The sequence below is a fragment of the Microvirga sp. BSC39 genome (genome assembly GCF_000739015.1).
Classification (GTDB): domain Bacteria; phylum Pseudomonadota; class Alphaproteobacteria; order Rhizobiales; family Beijerinckiaceae; genus Microvirga.
In genome coordinates, this window is the sequence record NZ_JPUG01000015.1 from 1 (window position 1) to 18,178 (window position 18,178).

Genomic DNA, 18,178 nt, shown 5'->3' on the forward strand with positions numbered 1-18,178 from the left:
AAGAGGCTGACTGAAAAAGGTTGAGTGGCTTCAAGCCCTTGTGATTCCGTCGGATTTGCGAAGATTCGATGGAGTTCACGATGGTTTGGACTGAGGCCACTCGCCGACACTATCGGCGAGACGGACTGCGTTATGCAAGCAATCTCACCGATGCCGAATGGGCGCTGATCAAGCCCTTCATGCCCGCCGCCCGGCGGATCGGCCGTCCCCGCACCACATGTCTGCGGGCGGTGGTTGAGGCGATCCTGTATCTGGCCGCGACCGGTTGCCAATGGCGCCAGTTGCCCAAGGAGTTTCCGCCATACTCCACTGTGCAGAGCTATTTCTATGCCTGGTCACGGGATGGCACGTTCGAGCGGATCAACCATGCCCTTGTGGCCGCCTCGCGCGAGAGGGTCGGCCGGGAGGCGAGCCCATCCGCGGGCGTGATCGACAGTCAGTCGGTGAAGACAACGGAAAGCGGTGGACCGCGCGGCTTTGATGCCGGCAAGAAGATCAAGGGCCGCAAGCGCCACATCATCACCGACACGCAAGGCCATCTGGTCGGGCTGCGCGCTCATCCCGCCGACATCCAGGACCGCGACGGGGCGATGGAGGTGCTGACATCCATCCGCGTCCTCTATCCCTGGCTGCGCCATGTCTTTGCCGATGGTGGCTATGCGGGAGACAAGCTGCGCGACGCCGTCGCCGCTCTTGGGCACTGGACCATCGAGATCATCAAGCGCTCCGACGCGGGCAAAGGCTTTGCGGTCCTCAAGCGCCGCTGGGTTGTGGAGCGAACCTTCGGTTGGCTTGGACGCTGCCGCCGCCTGGCCAAGGACTTTGAAGCGTCGATTGAAAGTGCGGTGGCTTGGATCTTCATCGCCCATATTCGGATGCTGACCAGAAGACTTGTAAGGCCCTGAAACCAGACCGGTCTTTCTGAGTCAGACTCTTAGCCCTAGCAGAGCAATGCTCGGATCAGCCCAAGCAGTCTTTCAGAGCGAACGGGCTTCTCGACGAAATGAGCCCCCTCCGGCAACTCGCCGGTTGCGGGGGTGACTCGTCCTGATGCAATCACAACACCAACATCCTGTCGATCCTCCCGCACTCTGCGGGCCAGTTCGAAGCCGTTGATGCTTCCGCGTGGCATTTCCACGTCCGTGACGACGACTTGGACGTCAGAAACGGCTGCGAGAATATGGAGCGCCTCGTCGGCGTGAGCCGCCTCCATGACCTTGAAGCCAGCGTCATCCAGCACGTCCACCAGCATCATGCGGACAAGTGCTTCATCCTCGACGACGAGAATGAGCGCGCGAATGTCAGGTTTGCTCTCCAGCATGTCGAATGGAATGGGGATTGATCCTCTTCGTTCCCAAGGCCACGATGATATTCGGTTCTTGCGAACCGCGGCTTCAATCGGCGTCACCACCCATTGCGCCGTCTGGACTATGTTCTGGTGCCTACTGGGCCGCCTCCGGGAACGAGATCGTGACCGTCAATCCGCCTTCGCTCAGAACATCGATCTCACCTCGGATCTGCTGAACAAGAGACCGGACAAGGCCATAGCCGAGCGATCCTTCCCGAAGGCTCGACATCCCGATCCCATCATCCCGGACGGCCAATTCGATCCATCCCGGCTGGCTGCGGCGCGCCTGGACGAGGATCGTCCCTGTCCGTGGTGCCGGGAAAGCATACTTCACAGCGTTGGTAATGAGTTCGGTGAGCACAATGCCCAGCGGAACCGCTGTATCGGCGTCCACCAGGATCAAATGCTCCATCTTCGCCTCAAGGCGGACGCGATCGTCGTTTTCCGTAATCGGTCTCAAGGCCTCGCACAGGTCTGCCACGTACACAGACACATCAACGCGCTGAGCCTTTTCCGACTTGCTGAGAAGGTCGTGCACCCGCGCCATGGCGTTGAGACGATCCTGGGCCTCCTCGAACAGAGCCCTGACAGCCGGGTCCGGCTGCCGTCGTCCTTGGATCGCCAAGAGGGAGGCTGCAATAGCAAGGCTGTTTTTGGCCCGGTGGTTGACCTCGACCAGCAGCATCTCCCGCTCGGAAACCAGAGCCGACAGCTTTGTGTTGGCTGCTTCCAACTCCCGGGTGCGAGCCGCCACACGGGCCTCCAGTTCAGAAGCAAGGGTCCGAAGGTCTTCTTCAGCGACGTAGCGCCGGGTGATGTCGAGATAGGAGAGGAAATGATTAGTGACGGTGCCCTGCCCATCATCGACCGGGCTGGCGAACAGCATCGCCCGAAAGGGAGCGCCGTCCTTGCGGTACTGAAGGATTTCCAGCGTTTCGTCCCGCCCCTCTAGGATGGCGGCCTCATAGCGCCGAATGGCCTCGGGGTCGGTACCTTGGCCATTCATGAAGTGCGGGTCCTGCCCGAGCAACTCATCCATGCTGTAGCCCGACAAGTCGACGAACGCCTGGTTGACAAAAACGATTGGGTTACCTGGCAGGGTGGCGTCGGTCACGAGCATCGGCATGCGGGTCCGGCGAACGGCCTCGACAAACAGGCCGCCTTGCTGCCGGACAGCCTCAATATGGCGCTCAGACACAGACCGTTCAGGGGTATCAACCTTGTTCTCCTCGAACTCGTTCATGGCCAATCCCGTATGATGTGAATGCAATGAGGGGACTTGAGGTGTTCGGCTGACATCGCGGCTCAACCCACTTCCGCTGACTGCGCAGTGGCAGCGTCACAGGTGCAAATAAAAAGCCGCCCCCAAGCGGGAGCGGCCTCAATGCCTCAGTGCGGATAAGCCTGCACCGACGGAACGGGCCTTATGCCGCCTCGATGTTGTTGACGGCGATCTTGCCGGACCGGCGGTCTTCTGCCGTATCAAAGGCAACCTTCTGGCCTTCAACGAGGCCGCGCATGCCAGCGCGCTCCAGCGCGGTGGCATGGACGAACACGTCCTTGCTGCCGTTGCTCGGTTGGATGAAGCCGAAGCCTCTTTGATCGTTGTAGAATTTTACGGTGCCCGTGTTCATGGGAATATCCTTGGGTATGCTTGAGTGCACGTGAGCCTGCAGGTTGCGCAACAATGCGGCCCTGTGCTCGGGTTCGTCGATGTTTGGGGAGAGTGTCTGAACGTGCGCCTGGCATAGCCATTAGCGAAACGGCCCGATTGTTCGGCCAAAGTCGATAAACTGAATATGAGGCTTCTATGCCGGATTGCAAGGTTGGATGGGAAACATACCCTCGACAGGACCTGTGGTGGGCCGGAGCCCTCTCAATATCTGCCATCAACATTGGCATGTCGTCTGATAAGCGCCTGAACGCGATGCAGCTGGAGCAGATTGATTGGTCAGTCTAGCAACTGACCTGTCGAGATCCTGCTGGGGGCATCTTTGCGGCCTAGCAAGTTTATTGAGCAAAGCTGTTTGGACGCCCACTGGATCGGGTCAAAATGCCCCTGAGAAGCTCTTCCAGAGGCTTCGCACTTGGCGTTACACTACTACAGTGCCCAGGTGGACCGACACGCCCTCAGTCCGCGTCGTAGACGAGAGCCGACAGTACGTTCCCTCGCGCAAGCGTCCGAAAGTTCGCGTCCGCAGTGACATCTCGTCGAGGATCGTAGTAGCCCAGCGTCCGAAAGTTAGCATTGAGCGCCTTTTGTCGTCCGTCTGGCATCGTCTCGATGTAGCCGAGTACGCGGGAGTTGCGGTCTTTGATCACTTTGCGGCCCATGTACGAATTCCATCTCTAGATCCTTGAGCTGGTCGGCAGCCGAGCCCCTAATTAGAGACGCGTCCCTACCGCACTCTACCGACCAACCGACGAACGAAGTCACTGACTCGATCTTGAGCTCGGCTCCGTCGACTGCTCATGACTACGGAGCCGAGCTCGACTGTCGCGAACTCAAGTGGCCTTTGGCTTCCCATTGCGGTTCAGAAGCCGCCCACGCTCAGCGGCAGCAGTAGCGATGGCCGAGTCCAGCTCCCCAGCACGAACGGCCTCAATGAGACTGTCGATCAGCGTAGGGAGCTTGGGGAGCCTCACGCGAACGCTGGCAGATATCCCAATCGGCGGGCCGGACTACCGCCAAGTCGACCGCGTCGTGCAGGAGATCGACGGATTGGCCAAGATCCTGATTGGTGATGCGACACACTACCATCAGAAGGCCCATTCCGTACTGTCGGTGCCCGATCCGGGAACTGACAACAAATAGGTATGGAAAGACATCGGATCATGCCGCCCGAAACGGACAGGCTCAGGCAATTGGTACTTGGTCCAATGTCCGGTTCTCGGGGTATCACGGACATTCGGCCTACTTCCGCTTCGTGCCAACAGCGGCCATTCACTTCCTTTGAATTTCGGCTGCAATTGATATGCTCAATCATTACTGCCGAGTACCGCAAAATTGATGTTATAATGTCTTAATGGACGAAGGTGAGGAGTCGAAATAGTGACGGGCTTAAGTAAGTCGAGTACCACCTCCCGTCGAATGCAATCGATCTTGAGGAACCGAAAATCCTAGGCTTTGTTGGTTGGTATCGCCCACGTGGGGAGGAGCCCGATGATCTGCTGGCAAAGGAATCTTCAGGTTGCAACCTTCATGCTGTTCGTCTCTGCCCCCGTTTCGGGAGCAGCGGTTGCTCAGCAGGCTGAAGAAACGTCGTGCTCAGGGACGATGACCCAGCAACTGAGGCGCTTCAGCGAGAAGTGCCTGTCTGACCTGGTGGCCTTCGTAGCATCGCAGCCGGATATGACCGCGAAGGTCTACAGTGAGAAGGAAAAGTACTTCGTCTCCGTCATCCGATCCGAGGATGGGCTGCTCGCCGAGGCTGTCAGCAAGTTCAATTACCCTCTCATGAAGGAGGATGCCCCCGAAGTGCTCAAGCGCCTTGGCTGGACGCCCCCGGAGAACGAGTCCGATAATTGGAACAAGAAGATCTCCAGCGATCAAGTCAGGGCCGGTGCCGCGGCACAGGAACTGAGCCAGGCTCTTGCCGCCTATGGGCTCAAGCAGGGGGAGGCCATCTCCCTGACCGTGGGACCCAAGCTGGGGGATAAGCCTACGAACGGCTAGCCCGCGCCCCTTCAGGGCCGAACGGCTGGTGTTTCCAAGGGCATGCCCCTGGCGCGGGTCATCAGGAACAGTTCAAGATCGACATATTCCTGCGAGCCGTAGGGGTACGGCTCAGCCCGCACACCCACCATGCAGTTTCGCAGCCGCCGCTGCAAGGAGCCCATGCTCTGCCATTCCAGGCGATAGAGAGGGTAACCTGTCGGATGGGACTGAGGGATGACGCTGCTGGCAAGCTTCCTGCCCCAGTTGCCATCGTGACAATTGGCGCAGGAGAAGTTCAGTTGACCCTGCCGCTGCTCATAAAGCTCCTGCCCCCGCGCACGGAACGGTTCGAGGCGCTTGTCCTCACCCGTCGTAATTGGCATGCCTCTCGACTGCTTTCCAAGGAAAGCCGAGAGCGCGAGGAGCTCCCGGCTTTCGAGCGGAAAAGGTGTCGCGTCCTGATTGGTCTTGCGGCAGACATTGATGCGGCTTTGGAGATCAATCGGTCGTCCGCTCCCGGCAAAAAAGACAGGGTAGCGCGCGGCAACGCCTTTCATGCTCACTGCCGCATCTCCATGGCACCCGGCGCAGGAGCGCCCGGTCGCACCAGCCTTCGCGTTCCAGAGCGCCTCGCCCTCGGCAACCCACAGCATGCCTGGGTTTGAGAAGTCGTCCTGCTGGGTCGCCTGCGATTCCGGGCTCATGAACTCGAACCCGGACTTTCGCTCCGACAGCGGCGATTCAGCAAAGGCAAGAGGGATGGAAAGGCTCAGTGCGCCCCCGAACCAAGCGGCCTGCGCAAAGCCCTTCAGCACCCTGTTCATTCGACCGCGATCTCTGCTGTCTCGAGATGCGCCTGCCCCCGGTCGTCGATCCATCGGAACGCGATGCGTCCGCTCTCCATGGCGATGGTGGTGAAGGAGAAAAACGGGTTGGCGGCGATGGCCGGGAATAGATCCGCGCTGAAGATCTCCTCGCCATTATATGTGCAAATGAAACGATTGATGATGTCGCGCGGCACGAGCGCTCCGTCGGGCCCGGTTCGATATCCCGTCTCCATCGGATGCGACATGAGGGCTTTGATCTCGATGATGTCGCCACGCTTGGCCTTGGCGGGAACATTGATGAGTGCGCGTGCCATGTTCAACTCTCCACGCAGGCCGGCAAAGTGACGATGAGCTCGGCCTTGTCGGACCAGAACGTGCCGTCGCTCAGCTGAGCAATTGCGACGATGTTTTGGGAGTCCCCCAAGCGGATGCGGGTGGAAACGAGGGCCCGTCCGGCCCGTGGGTTCAAATAGAAGAGCGCTACGTTCGGCTGCGGATTGCGTTCATTGAAGACGGCGATCCTCTTCACGTGATCCTGTGCGGTCATCGGACTGTCGACCTTCACAGTCAAGGGTACGGAGTTGCCGTTTTCTACGAGTGCGGGAAGCTCGAGGGTTACCCTCCCCTCGCGCACCTCCGCCTCGCCGACGAAGGCCTTGATGGCGTCAGCCATGCTCTCAGGCGTAGCCCGAGCAGGGCGAGCGACGATCAGCGCCAGAGCTCCCGCGCCGGCTGCAAGTATCTCGCGTCTCGACGTCCCAACGGGTCTTGGCTTCCGGCTCATGGCGTCTCCGTTAGCGTTGTGAGGAACGCTACCACGTCCTCGACCTGCTCTGCGCTCAACACGGGCTTATCCTGCCAGTTCCGCCCGACGCGGACGAGACCATCCATGTTGTAGTAGGGCGGCATGATTGTCGCAGGATTCAGCCGCCTGCTGTCGACGATCTTAAGTCTCAGCTGACCTTCCGACCAGCGGGTTCCGGCCCCTGTCAGGTCGGGGGCGAGGTTTCCTTGAAAGCGCTGCTCCGGAAACGGGCCGGCATGACACAGCAAACAAAGGCCTTTCTGACGATCCACGACGATGGCACGACCGCGGGCAGGATCCCCCCTGACGCCTGTCAGCGACTCCGGGATGGCGTCACCAACGACCTCATACGGGCGCAGGGCCTCGGCCATGACCTGCCTGGGATAGATGGCGAGGAGGGCCAGAGCCATCGCAGAGAGCGCATCAGCCGTAGACTTCACTGGTGGTGGTCTGGAACCATGCTTCGGCATAGACAGCTTCCTGAGCCCTGAAGGAAGGCGGTGCGTTCACAGGGCTGGTGCCGCCAGCCCCCTCCACGTCGGTCAGCACCCCATTGCGCGGACTGTACACGCCGGCGACGGAAATCCCGTAATCGGGCGCCACGAGGCTGTAGCAGGTGTTGATGAGCTTTGGCTCGGTCGGACCCTCGCCTCGGAGAAGGCTCGCGATTGCCGCAGCGCAGACCTTGCCCTGGGCGTTAGCGGAGAAAGCCGACTTCGGCATGCCGCCCGCAATCGAGGCATCGCCGATTACGTGAATATTCGGCTGAAGGCGCGACTCGAAGGTCACGGGATCAATGGGACACCATCCGCTCCGATCCGCAGCGCCGGCTACCTGTGCGATCCGGCCGGCCCGCTGCGGCGGGATGACGTTAACGACGTCGCCGGTATGCCGTCCGAAATCGGTGACCAGCGTCTTGGTCTTCGCATCGACTTCGATGACCTTGCCACCAGTCGACAGGGACACCCACTCGATCATGTTGGGATAGAAATCCTGCCACGCAGCCTGGAACAGGCGCTGTTTGGAGAAGCTGTCCTTTGCATCCAGGATGAGGAGCTTGGAACGCGGCTTGTGCGTCTTAAGGTAATGCGCGATCAGGCTCGCGCGCTCGTACGGCCCCGGCGGGCAGCGAAACGGATTGCCGGGAGCCGCCATGACAAAGGTACCACCGTCATCCATGGCTTCGAGCTGGCGCCGCAGAAGGAGCGTCTGCTCTCCAGCCTTCCACGCGTGCGGCATGATTGCGGCTGCCGCCTCGTCGTAGCCGGGCAAGGCATCGAACCTGATGTCCACTCCCGGAGAGAGAACGAGACGGTCGTAATCCAGCGACGAGCCATCCTCCAGTGCGACGCGCCGCGTTTGCGGATCGACGCCGGTCGCCATTTTCTGGACGATGTCAACTCCAGCCTTTTCGACAGCATCGAGCTTGAACTGTTGCGCCTCAATGGGACGCAGGCCGGCAAGCACCGCGTTGCTGAACGGGCACGCGGTATAGACAGCGCTCGCCTCGACGAGGGTTACAGCCAGTCCCCTCCGCTTCAGTTCCCTGGCGCACGTGGCCCCTCCGAAGCCGCCTCCGACAACGACGACCTTTGGCGGGGTCTGGGCAGCCGTCCGGCAGGAGAATGTAGCGGCGGCTGCTCCAATGGCTGCCGTTTTCAGAATCGTCCTTCGGGTCAGGGCTTGAGACATGCCGACCTCTCAGGGTTGCTGACTGAGCCAGGATGCAATGGCGCGGGTTTCCTCGTCCGTGAAGCCCTTGGCGATACGATCCATGACAGTCGCCGGACGCTGGCCCGTCCGGAAGTCCTGCATGGCAGCAACGATCTCCTCCGAGGGGCGGCCGTGAAGAGGAGCAACAGCCGCACCGGGAGCGACTGGGCCATGACAGCCGGAGCAGGCTGTGGCGCCGGGGGGCGCCACGCCTTGAGCCGCTGCCGGCACTGCTTCGGCCATCATGGTGACCGCCATCGACATCATGCTTCCCAGCGTGAGAGCAGATGCCAGACGCCCCCTGCCCATGGCCTCAAGCCCTGCGCAGGTCGGCTTTCGTCAATGGACCGGAGCGAATGCGTTTGCCGGTTGCAGCGAAGATAGCATTCAGCACCGCCGGCGCCGCCACGAAGATCGTCGGCTCGCCGACGCCGCCCCAGAAATCTCCTGACGGCATTACAATGGATTCGACTTCGGGCATTTCGTCCATGCGCATCATCTGGTAGGAGTCGAAGTTCTCCTGCTCCACCTTGCCGCCCTTCAGAGTGATCTCGCCGTAAAGCAGGGCGGTCAGGCCGTAGGCGAAGGAGCCTTCGATCTGGGCTGCGATCTGCTGAGGATTCACGGCATGGCCGCAATCCGTCGCCGCCACGATGCGATGGATTTTCAGCACCCCGTTGTCGCCGACCGAGACCTCCGCACAGGCTGCAACGTAGCTGCCATAGCCCATGTGCTGGGCAAGTCCGCGGTAGACGCCCTGCGGCGCCGGCGTGCCCCAGCCTCCCTTCTCAGCCACCGCATTGAGCACGGCGAGGTGCTTGGGATGGTTGACGAGCAGCTTGCGCCGGAACTCCAGCGGATCCTTGCTGGCAGCATGCGCCAGTTCATCCATGAAGCACTCGAGGTACAGAGCATTCTGGTTGTTGTTCACGCCGCGCCAGAAGCCTGGCGGGATTGGCGGATTTCGCATGGCGTGATCGACGAGCAGGTTCGGAATCGTGTAGCCGAGCACACCCTCCGTCCCTGTCGGATTCAAACCCTGGAACGTGGCTGGGTCCCGTCCGTTCTGGAGGCCCTGGGGATTGACGCCTGCCAGGATGGACTGGCCCGAGATGCGCATGTGCAGTCCGGTCAGATTCCCGTCCGCATCGAGAGCTCCGACCATCTTGGCCTGTGTGATGGGGTGATAATGCCCGTGCAGCATGTCTTCTTCACGGGACCAGATCAGCTTCACGGGGGTGCCGGGCATCTCCTTGGCGATCAGGACCGCCTGACGGACGTAATCGTGGCTTGTGGCGCGCCGGCCGAAGCCGCCGCCGAGATTCTGGCGGTAGACGTCGCATTTCTCGATCGGCAGGCCCGAGGCCGTCACGGCTGTAGCGAGAGCAGCCTCGGCATTCTGAGTTGCCGTCCAGACCTCGCACCTCTCATTGGTCCACAGAGCCGTGGCGTTCATCGGCTCCATGGTGGCATGATGCTGGTATGGGAAACCGTATTCGGCTTCCACCTTCTTGGCTGCACCCGCGATGGCGGCTTTGACATCACCGGCCTGGTTGCCGACGAAAGCCTGCTCCGCCTTCAACCCCTCCTTGAGCATCTGATCGATGCTCTCGCTGGAGAGGGCGGCATTCGGCCCACCGTCCCATTCGATGGGAAGGGCGTCGAGGGCCGTCTTGGCGCGCCACCACGTGTCGGCCACGACCGCGACGGCATTGTCGCCGACGGCAACGACCTTCTTGACTCCGGGCATGCCTTGGACCTGTGCGGCATCGAAGCTCTTGAGCTTTCCGCCGAACACCGGGCAGGCCTTGATGGCAGCATTGAGCATCCCCGGACGCTTCACGTCGATGCTGTAGATCTGCGAGCCGTTGAGCTTTTCGGCCGTATCGAGCCGCTTGAGGGGTTTACCGGCAATCGTCCAGTCCTTGGGATCCTTGAGCTGGACGTCCTTCGGAGCCTCGAGCTTCGACGCCGCCTCGGCAACCTTGCCATAGGTGATCGTGCGGCCTGAGGAAGAGTGAGTGATGACGCCTTTCGCCACTGTGCACTCGCTGGCCGGCACTCCCCACCCGTTGGCGGCGGCCTGGATCAGCATCTGCCGGGCGGCGGCACCTCCCTTGCGCATGTAATCATGCGAGTCCCGAACGCCCCGGCTTCCGGCAGTTTGGAAATTGCCCCAAACGCGGCTGCGTGCAACGTTCTGGCCTGGAGTTGGATACTCGGTCGTGACCTTCGACCAGTCGCATTCGAGCTCTTCAGCAACGAGCTGGGAGAGGCCGGTGAGAGTGCCCTGCCCCATCTCGACGCGACCGATCCGCACCACCACCGTTTCATCCGGCCTTACCATCACCCAAGCATTGATCTCCGGGGTGGTTTGCGCAAGCGCATCCCCGGTCAAGGGAACATTGAAGCCCAGCGCCAGCCCTCCGGCCGCAGCAGCGGAACCGACGAGAAATGAGCGGCGAGACACATCCAGTGCAGCAGTCATTGGTTCCTCCCGATCCCGATCAGCCGCGGTTCTCTGAGGCAGCGAGCTTAATGGCCGCCTTGATGCGGTTGTAGGTTCCGCATCGACAGATATTCGTCATCTCGGCCACGATGTCCTCGTCGGAGGGGCTGGGATTGGCCTGAAGGAGCGCCGCGGCGGCCATGATCTGACCTGTCTGGCAATAGCCGCATTGCGGAACATCAAGTTCGAGCCAGGCCTTCTGCAACGGGTGCGATGTGTCCGGAGACAAACCTTCGATCGTCACGATCTTCTGTTCGGGCGTGACCGCCGATACCGGGAGACTGCAGGAACGTGTGGCAACGCCGTCTACATGGACGGTGCAGGCGCCGCACTGCGCAACGCCGCAGCCATACTTCGTGCCGGTCAGTCCGACCTGCTCGCGGATCACCCACAACAGAGGCGTGTCTGGTTCAGCATCGACTTGGTGAACCGTTCCATTGATCGTCAGGCTGACCATCTCGTTCCTCCCAATTTTTGATTATGGGCGCGTCGTCATGCAATAACTAAACTATGAATCTTAGAACGCTTCGAATTCCAGTCAATCATTCGTGACCAAAAGGAAGATCGCTTCGACGTTCCTTCATTTCACCTCACTATCCAGCGACTTTGCCTTCGCCTTAATACAGCAAGATGTCATTATCGATTATTTGGGTGTGATCTGAAAACAGGAATGAAATTATTGATGCATCGCACACGTCTATTGTGCGATGCATCAATCCATGTAGTGCGAAGTGATCGCAGCTATCCGGAAGTAGCATCGCCGCTCATACCCGCAGAGCTTATGAAACCGCATTGCCGCTCTCCTGTTGTGCTTTGAACCGCGGTACCACTTACAGGCTCTCCCATGCGCGTTGCTGTTCTCATATCGGTCACGCTGGCATTCAGCCCGACGATGGTTCAGGCGCAGGATGTAGCAGCCGGCGAGAGAGTGTTTTCGCAATGCCGCGCCTGCCATCAGGTTGGCCCCACGGCGAAGAACGCGGTTGGCCCGGTACTCAATGGCTTGTTCGGACGGAAGGCCGGGACGGTGGAAGGCTACAACTACTCACCGGCGAACAAAAACTCCGGAATCACTTGGGATGAGGCGATATTCTCCGATTACATCAAGGACCCGCGGGCCAAAATTCCTGGGACCAAGATGGTCTATGCCGGCCTCAAGGACGAGCAGAGGATCAAGGACTTGATCGCTTACCTCAAGCAGTTCGATGCCTCAGGCCAGAAGGCTGCGTCTACCCAGAGTGGGATCACGGTTGCAGGTCAATAGGCCGTGTTTTCCGCTACCCTGCAACAATAGTCCGCCTCAGAATCTCTGCTCCGTCAGCGTTGCTGTCGCTGGAAGCCCAGGCGACGAACTGATCAGGGCGGATGAGGATCAATCTTGCCCGATATCGCTCGCGTCCGGCATCGCAGGTATCCCTGATGATCTTGAGGGGCAGGCGCAATTGTTTGGCGGCTTCTTCGAAGGATTGCAGAGTCCTTTCATCGACGTCCAGGCCCAGGAGCGAAAAGCCCTGACCGAGATCCTCATAGATGTTGCGACCTGACGAGAGAAGCAAAGGCGCGAGATGATGTCCCGCGCGTGCTTCGAAACGATGTGAACCGAGAGCGCTGCAGCCGCTTCCAGGGCTTCCCCACACAATCGAGGAGCCGCGGTAGTTGGGCTCGAAGGCATTGATCTCGGCCTTCGCGCCGGAGCTACGGGCTTCCCATTCACGCTCGAACATGCTCCGGTCACGATCCGGATTGTATGTATCAAGGAAGTGCCTATCAGCCGCGATTGCCCGCTCGATAAAATCCCGTGCCGTCGTCTCAAAGACCGGCCTTCGCTCCTCGTCGTAGGTATCCAGGAGCCCAGACCCGGCCCACCCCTGCAACACGGCAGGAAGCTTCCAGCCAAGGTTCACGGCATCCTCGAAGCCGGTATTGATGCCATAGCCACCATAAGGCGGATGGCTGTGCGCGGCATCACCCGCAATGAAGATACGGCCTTTTCGGTAAGTATCAGCCGTGGCAAACCGCAGGTCCCAGAAGCCGATATGCTCGAACTCCACGTCGAACTCCGCCCCTACGGCGGAATGAAGATACAGCCTGAAATCGAAATTTTCCTTGGTCGTTCCAAGGGGGACAGGTGCATGGAAGAACCACGTTGTTCCGAGATCCACACGGCCGAAAAACTTCCAGTATCCCTTCAGCTCAGGATCAAGAACATTGTAGTATGATTTGCCAGGAAAGCGCTCCAGGAGCTGGTGGAGGCCTTCGGAGCGGAACACCAGAAGGACCATCAGCCGGTCGTGGTCCGTGCGGATCTGTGTGATGCCGCTCTGCTCCCTCACCAGGGACCTGCTGCCATCACAGCCTACAAGGTATCGGGCACGCAGAACTCGGCGGTCATCTCCGCCCCGCTTCGCGATGACGACATGTACGCCATCAACGTCTTGGTTTACCTCCTCAGCGCTCCACCCGTACAGTGTGCGCACTTCCGGGATCTCGGCGGCACGCTGCCGGAGCACCGCCTCTGTTGCGTATTGCGGCAGCCGTTCGTTATCGGTGAAATAGAACGGCCTTACGAGTTCCCGCTGAAGCCAGTCGTAGGTATAGCCTCCAAGAAGAGTCCCATACGCGGTCAAACCTCCAATGCCATATTCACGCGGGATCGTTCTCGCAGCACGCAGGGCCTTCTCCGCACCCCAAAAATAGAAATGCTCCATTGTTCGCTGGGTCAGATTTTGGCCTTTTGGAATGGGTTGCGGAGACGTGTAGCGCTCGACGACAACGCAGTGGATTCCACGTTGCCCAAGTTCAATCGCTAGTCCTATACCGACAGGGCCGCCTCCGACGATGACGACCTCGGTGTCTTCCTGTTTCAAGTCGCTCATTATCAGCTTGAGAAGCTATGCCCGGTGAGCTTTTCCAGATTCCGGAAGTAGATCTTCTCCTTATCCTCTTTGGATAAGTTTAGTCCCTCAAGAATCTGAAGGGTTTCACGAATGTAACCGGGTCCCTGCTCGGGATCGAACGGGCAGTCGGATGCAAAGACGACATGATCGATGCCGTAGAACTCGAGCCCGCACATGGTTGCCGCCCTGGAGCCGAACACGGCAGTATCGGCGTAGAAATCTTGCTTGAAGTAGTCCAGCGGACGCTTCTTGAGGCTCTTCAGGAGGGAGAAGTAGTCCTCGTCGGAGGTGCGTTTGCCAAGCTGATCCCACCCTGGTCCGACGCGCCCTTCGAAATAGGGGACCATGGCGCCGAGATGGTGCGCAATGATCTTGAGGTTTGGATACTTGTCGAGCGTCTGCGAGAAGACGAGCCGCGCCATGGCGACACTGGTCTCGTAGGGCCAGCCGAAGGTCCACCAGATCTCGTAGAGCGACTTCTTCTCATCGAGATAGTCCGGATGGTTGGCGCCTCGGGACGGATGCAGCCATATGGGTTTGCGAAGGTCGTTCATGGCCGCGAAGAAAGCTTCGAATTCCGGCCGGTCGAGCGGCTTGCCAGCCACATTGCTGTAGATCTGAGTGCCGATCGCGCCGAGATCGCGGATCGCGCGCTGGGTTTCCGCGACGCCGGCATCCGGCGTTGCAAGAGGCGTCTGGGCAACGAAGGCAGGAAAGCGGTCAGGATATTTGGCGCACAGTTCCGCCAGCCCATCATTGCAGCGCTTGGCAAGTTCGAGCGCCGTATCCGGATTGCCTCCCGAGATGATCTCCAGCGGCGGAGCCGGCAGTGACAGAACCTGCGCATAATCGGGGAACTTGTCCATCACGCGGAAGCGCTCGTCGAGATCGTGGATCGCCGGGATGGCCCGGGCACGGCGAACCATATCTCCCATGTGGCCCGCTACTTCTCCCATCAAATCGTAGTAGCCTTTCGGAAAGAAGTGCGTGAACGCATCGATCCGCTTCATCGAAATCTCCTCATGAAATGTCTTGTGGAATGGAGCTTGGTGTTCTGGCGGTCAGCCAGGACAAAGCTCGCATTGGACCTTGCTGATCGCTTTGCACACGGAACCGGTTCGAGCGCCTATTCCTGGGTGATGCCCGCGTCCTTGACCACTTTCGCCCAGCGGGGCAGGTCCTTCTCGATGAGGGCGGCCAACTGCTGCGGCGAGCCGCCGACCGGCACGAGCCCTTGCTTGGCGAACTGGTCGCGGACATCGGGTGAGGCCAAGATCTCGTTCACGACCTTGTTGTAGCGGTCGATGATGTCCTTCGGCGTGCCCGCCGGAGCGCTCAAGGCATACCAGAGATCAACCTCGAACCCGCTGACCCCCTCTTCCGCTAAGGTCGGCACATCCGGCGCAAGCGTGGTGCGCTTCTCGCTTCCGAGCGCGAGCAGTCGAACTTGGTTCTCAGCCGCCATCGGAAGTACGGTGTGCACCGGGACGAACATTGCGCCCACATGCCCGCCCACCAGATCCTTCACGGCGCCGGCGGAACCCGTGTAGGGGACGTGCCGGAGATCCACCCCAGCCGTGAGCTTGAACAGTTCCATCGCGAGGTGCTGCGGCGTCCCACGTCCGGGCGATGCGTAGGTGACTTGGCCGGGCTTATCCTTGGCGTAGGCGATCAGTTCCCGTGTGCTCTTGACCGGAATCGAGGGATGGACGGCCAGAACAAGCGATCCTGTAGCAAGTTCGACGATTGGCGCGAAGCTCTTCACGGGATCGTAGGGCAGGCTCTTGGAGAGCGCGGCGTTCATCAGGAACGTGTTGACGCTGAGCAGGATCGTATGGCCATCAGGCTCGGTACGAGCCGCCGCGGCCGCACCGATGTTGCCGCTGGCACCTGGCTTGTTGTCGATGATGACCGGCTGGTTCCACCGTTTGCGCAGCTCCTCCCCGACAATACGCGCCAGCACATCAGGCCCGCTGCCTGGAGTGAAGGGGACAATTATGAAAATGTTCCTATCTGTCAGTCCCTGAGCCTGTGTAAGGCCAGGTACGGCAGCCGACATCGCCAAGGCAGCGAGCAGGCCGCGGCGCGACAATACCGCCATGGGCTTCCTCCGAATCATTTCTTGCGAGGCTGCGTTGGCGCGCAGTTACCGGCTTATTCCGGCCTCCTCTTGGTAAGAAGAATGGAGTTCTTAAAGCTTTGGACAAGGGAGCAGGATGGAGCCGATGGATGGCGGATGCACCTGCATAATAATTCGGTGTGAGACGGGACTAAGCCGATCCGATACTGAAATGCCATTGTCGCGACTACCAGCAGGCAACCGGCAGCGCCTGTGCGGCTCTCATAGTTGTGCCGAAAGAAGCTTTCCAGAGCTTTACGTCCGGTTTGGGTCAATCTGAGTCATTCAGCGCGACCGTAACAAGGTCCGCTCGCTGGCTGACTCCTGACGTTCGTTGATTCTGGCAGTAGCGTTCGACCTACGGGTGAACCGATGCGATAGCAGGGGACAAGCTCATTGCGTCGAGCTTGCTTCCCATACGCTTCCCAATCCGGTTTTCTGGGAAGCAGAACCAAACCCAATCAGCCTCTAAGAGGCTGGTGAGCAATTATCTTTCTTTCCGCGTGAGGCGACGCAGCAGGATGCGGCTCATGGCGAGGTAGAGCAGCATCTCGCCGGTCTCGACCAAGCGTTCGTAGTCCTTGGCCAGTCGCCGGTTTGTGGTCAGCCAGGCGATCGTTCGTTCAACAACCCACCTCCTCGCAAGCACCTGAAAGCCACTCGGGCGCGTCGGCGGCTCCGCGTCAATCCGCATCCAAGTTCCGCCGCTCCACCAATGCTGCGGGATGGACAATCTCCAGCTCAAGGCCTTCTGGAGCCAGTCCTTCAGCCCACGATAGGCGGTGTCGGCCCACATCAGCTCAATGGCCGGGAAGAGATGCTGCAGACCTTCCAACAGGAGTTCGGCTCCGGCGCGATCATGAATGTCGGCGGGATGCACGCTGTTCTTCAGCAGATTGCCTTGCGTATCAACCAGCAGATGACGCTTGCGGCCCTTGATCTTCTTGCCTCCATCATAGCCGCGCGGCCCACCCATCTCGGTGGTCTTGACTGATTGACTGTCGATGATCGCCGCCCTCGGTTGAGGAGACCGGCCGATCGCACGGCGGTAGCTTTCCCGCAGAGCCTGGTTCACATGTTCCCAGGTGCCATCCTCACGCCACTGGGCGTAGTGGTAGAAAACGGTGCACCGCGGAGGATACTCATGCGGCAGCAGGCGCCACTGCGCGCCGGTGCGCAGCAGATAGAAGATGGCATCGACGATGCGGCGCAACGGATAGGTCTGCCGCCGTCCCGCTGGATGGCTGCGGGGAACGAGGGGCTCGAGCAGCGCCCACTCGGCATCGTTGAGATCGCTGGCATAAGAACAGGCATCCATGGCGGGGCTCCTGGATCGTCAAACAGCCCACATCCGCCGCAGCAGCCAGCTCCAAACCTATGTTGAATCAGATACTTAGAGCCTGTTTGAGAATGTCGCAGTGGGTTAGATTGGGCTAGTCTTGAGTCCACATGAGCCGGATGTGGACCAAAGAGCATCGTGAGCGCCAGAAGGCCTTTGAGCGGCAGCGCTACCCGACCGACCTGACCGATGAGGAATGGCAGCGGATCAGGCCGATCCTGCCTCAACCCACCCGGCGTGGCCGCAAGCCCAAGGTGGATCTGCGCGAGATCCTCAACGCCATCCGCTATCTGGCTCGCACCGGCTGCGGCTGGCGCATGCTGCCGCATGAGTTCGGGCCGTGGCAGACGGTGTATTGGTGGTTCCGGCGCTTTGTCCGCCGCCTGCTGTTCCAGACCCTGCACGATGTCGCTCTCATGCTGGACCGCGAGCGCTCAGGCCGGGAGGCGAGCCCGACGGCTGGCGTGATCGACAGCCAGACGGTCAAAGCGCCTGCAGCCCCGGGCGGAGGCGGCTATGACGCGGCCAAGAAGGTGAAGGGCCGCAAGCGGCACATTGCAGTGGACACAGACGGGCGCCTGCTCATGGTCAACCTCACAACCGCCGACATCCAGGATGCTCAAGGGGCCGAGCAAATCATCAAGGCCGTGCGTCAGCGCTGGCCGTGGCTCAAGCACCTGTTTGCCGATGGGGCCTACGACCGTGGGCGGCTGATGAGCGAGGCGGCTTACCGGGATTTCGTGATCGAGATCGTACGCAAGCTGCCCGACCAGCAGGGTTTCCAAGCACTGCCACGCCGGTGGGTTGTGGAGAGAACATTCGGCTGGATGACGCGCTGGCGCCGGCTGGTGCGCGACTACGAAGAGCACTGCGACGTCTCCGAGGCTATGATCGGAGTGGCCATGAGCAGCCTCATGCTCCGCCGCATCGCTCATCCGTAGCAATTCTCAAACGGGCACTAAG

Annotated in this window: 22 protein-coding genes; 6 read left to right on the plus strand and 16 right to left on the minus strand. The window is 60.2% G+C overall.

Features of this window, described 5'->3' with window-relative positions; genetic code table 11:
• Nucleotides 1-80: 80 nt before the first annotated feature.
• Nucleotides 81-905, plus strand: a complete 825-nt coding sequence (locus MA07_RS01175) for an IS5 family transposase (protein WP_152568675.1) — start codon at nucleotides 81-83, stop codon at nucleotides 903-905.
• Between the two features lie 35 nt (nucleotides 906-940).
• On the opposite strand, the gene MA07_RS01180 is transcribed toward MA07_RS01175, so the two are convergent.
• The 4 genes from MA07_RS01180 to MA07_RS01195 all read right to left on the minus strand — a co-directional run bounded on the left by MA07_RS01180 (nucleotide 941) and on the right by MA07_RS01195 (nucleotide 3,682).
• Nucleotides 941-1,321, minus strand: coding sequence for a response regulator (locus MA07_RS01180; RefSeq protein ID WP_036345939.1), 381 nt, complete (start codon nucleotides 1,319-1,321; stop codon nucleotides 941-943).
• A gap of 121 nt (nucleotides 1,322-1,442) precedes the next feature.
• Nucleotides 1,443-2,591, minus strand: coding sequence for a histidine kinase dimerization/phosphoacceptor domain -containing protein (locus MA07_RS01185; protein ID WP_036345942.1), 1,149 nt, complete (start codon nucleotides 2,589-2,591; stop codon nucleotides 1,443-1,445).
• Between the two features lie 181 nt (nucleotides 2,592-2,772).
• Nucleotides 2,773-2,982 (minus strand): cold-shock protein, encoded by a 210-nt coding sequence (locus MA07_RS01190; RefSeq protein WP_036345944.1) that lies wholly within the window; start codon nucleotides 2,980-2,982, stop codon nucleotides 2,773-2,775.
• A 496-nt stretch (nucleotides 2,983-3,478) separates the two neighbouring features.
• Nucleotides 3,479-3,682 (minus strand): hypothetical protein, encoded by a 204-nt coding sequence (locus MA07_RS01195; protein ID WP_036345946.1) that lies wholly within the window; start codon nucleotides 3,680-3,682, stop codon nucleotides 3,479-3,481.
• A 271-nt stretch (nucleotides 3,683-3,953) separates the two neighbouring features.
• On the opposite strand from MA07_RS01195, the gene MA07_RS01200 reads away from it, so the two are divergent.
• Together MA07_RS01200 and MA07_RS01205 are read left to right on the plus strand one after the other, a co-directional pair.
• Nucleotides 3,954-4,163: a hypothetical protein gene (locus tag MA07_RS01200; RefSeq protein ID WP_036345949.1), complete on the plus strand. Its 210-nt coding sequence runs from the start codon at nucleotides 3,954-3,956 to the stop codon at nucleotides 4,161-4,163.
• Nucleotides 4,164-4,625: 462 nt separating this feature from the next.
• A complete protein-coding gene (locus tag MA07_RS01205; protein WP_152568676.1) occupies nucleotides 4,626-5,024 on the plus strand; it encodes a hypothetical protein in 399 nt (132 codons plus the stop codon).
• Between the two features lie 11 nt (nucleotides 5,025-5,035).
• Here the strand turns inward: MA07_RS01205 and soxA are convergent, their stop codons facing one another.
• The 8 genes from soxA to MA07_RS01245 are packed head-to-tail and all read right to left on the minus strand — an operon-like array spanning nucleotide 5,036 to nucleotide 11,317.
• Nucleotides 5,036-5,830 (minus strand): sulfur oxidation c-type cytochrome SoxA, encoded by a 795-nt coding sequence (gene soxA, locus MA07_RS01210; RefSeq protein WP_052002703.1) that lies wholly within the window; start codon nucleotides 5,828-5,830, stop codon nucleotides 5,036-5,038.
• Complete coding sequence (soxZ, locus tag MA07_RS01215; RefSeq protein WP_036345953.1) at nucleotides 5,827-6,147, minus strand: thiosulfate oxidation carrier complex protein SoxZ; 321 nt, start codon at nucleotides 6,145-6,147, stop codon at nucleotides 5,827-5,829. The genes soxA and soxZ overlap by 4 nt, the downstream gene beginning before the upstream one ends.
• Nucleotides 6,148-6,149: 2 nt before the next feature.
• A complete protein-coding gene (locus MA07_RS01220; protein ID WP_036345955.1) occupies nucleotides 6,150-6,617 on the minus strand; it encodes a SoxY-related AACIE arm protein in 468 nt (155 codons plus the stop codon).
• A complete protein-coding gene (gene soxX, locus MA07_RS01225) occupies nucleotides 6,614-7,048 on the minus strand; it encodes a sulfur oxidation c-type cytochrome SoxX (RefSeq protein ID WP_036345957.1) in 435 nt (144 codons plus the stop codon). The genes MA07_RS01220 and soxX overlap by 4 nt, the downstream gene beginning before the upstream one ends.
• Before the next feature lie 13 nt (nucleotides 7,049-7,061).
• Nucleotides 7,062-8,330, minus strand: coding sequence for an NAD(P)/FAD-dependent oxidoreductase (locus MA07_RS01230; RefSeq protein WP_036345960.1), 1,269 nt, complete (start codon nucleotides 8,328-8,330; stop codon nucleotides 7,062-7,064).
• Between the two features lie 9 nt (nucleotides 8,331-8,339).
• Nucleotides 8,340-8,609 (minus strand): c-type cytochrome, encoded by a 270-nt coding sequence (locus MA07_RS01235; RefSeq protein WP_244445115.1) that lies wholly within the window; start codon nucleotides 8,607-8,609, stop codon nucleotides 8,340-8,342.
• Between the two features lie 55 nt (nucleotides 8,610-8,664).
• Nucleotides 8,665-10,839 (minus strand): molybdopterin cofactor-binding domain-containing protein, encoded by a 2,175-nt coding sequence (locus MA07_RS01240; RefSeq protein WP_036345966.1) that lies wholly within the window; start codon nucleotides 10,837-10,839, stop codon nucleotides 8,665-8,667.
• A gap of 19 nt (nucleotides 10,840-10,858) precedes the next feature.
• Complete coding sequence (locus MA07_RS01245) at nucleotides 10,859-11,317, minus strand: (2Fe-2S)-binding protein (protein WP_036345969.1); 459 nt, start codon at nucleotides 11,315-11,317, stop codon at nucleotides 10,859-10,861.
• A gap of 387 nt (nucleotides 11,318-11,704) precedes the next feature.
• Here MA07_RS01245 and MA07_RS01250 point away from each other — a divergent pair, with 387 nt between their 5' ends.
• On the plus strand, nucleotides 11,705-12,124 hold the full coding sequence (locus MA07_RS01250; protein ID WP_036345972.1) for a cytochrome c family protein: 420 nt from the start codon (nucleotides 11,705-11,707) through the stop codon (nucleotides 12,122-12,124).
• Between the two features lie 13 nt (nucleotides 12,125-12,137).
• Here MA07_RS01250 and MA07_RS01255 read toward each other — a convergent pair whose 3' ends face one another.
• The 3 genes from MA07_RS01255 to MA07_RS01265 form a co-directional block, all read right to left on the minus strand.
• On the minus strand, nucleotides 12,138-13,736 hold the full coding sequence (locus MA07_RS01255; protein WP_036345975.1) for an FAD-dependent monooxygenase: 1,599 nt from the start codon (nucleotides 13,734-13,736) through the stop codon (nucleotides 12,138-12,140).
• A 2-nt stretch (nucleotides 13,737-13,738) separates the two neighbouring features.
• Nucleotides 13,739-14,767 carry an amidohydrolase family protein gene (locus MA07_RS01260; protein ID WP_036345977.1) on the minus strand — a complete coding sequence of 343 codons (1,029 nt, stop codon included), beginning with the start codon at nucleotides 14,765-14,767 and terminating at the stop codon, nucleotides 13,739-13,741.
• 116 nt (nucleotides 14,768-14,883) lie between these two features.
• Nucleotides 14,884-15,720, minus strand: a complete 837-nt coding sequence (locus tag MA07_RS01265) for a tripartite tricarboxylate transporter substrate binding protein (protein ID WP_052002705.1) — start codon at nucleotides 15,718-15,720, stop codon at nucleotides 14,884-14,886.
• Nucleotides 15,721-16,043: 323 nt separating this feature from the next.
• Here MA07_RS01265 and MA07_RS28385 point away from each other — a divergent pair, with 323 nt between their 5' ends.
• Nucleotides 16,044-16,214 carry a GFA family protein gene (locus tag MA07_RS28385; RefSeq protein ID WP_280114222.1) on the plus strand — a complete coding sequence of 57 codons (171 nt, stop codon included), beginning with the start codon at nucleotides 16,044-16,046 and terminating at the stop codon, nucleotides 16,212-16,214.
• Nucleotides 16,215-16,363: 149 nt separating this feature from the next.
• Here MA07_RS28385 and MA07_RS01270 read toward each other — a convergent pair whose 3' ends face one another.
• Nucleotides 16,364-17,194: an IS5 family transposase gene (locus MA07_RS01270; protein WP_036345981.1), complete on the minus strand. Its 831-nt coding sequence runs from the start codon at nucleotides 17,192-17,194 to the stop codon at nucleotides 16,364-16,366.
• Between the two features lie 140 nt (nucleotides 17,195-17,334).
• On the opposite strand from MA07_RS01270, the gene MA07_RS01275 reads away from it, so the two are divergent.
• On the plus strand, nucleotides 17,335-18,156 hold the full coding sequence (locus MA07_RS01275) for an IS5 family transposase (RefSeq protein ID WP_036345733.1): 822 nt from the start codon (nucleotides 17,335-17,337) through the stop codon (nucleotides 18,154-18,156).
• The last annotated feature ends 22 nt before the right edge of the window (nucleotides 18,157-18,178 follow it).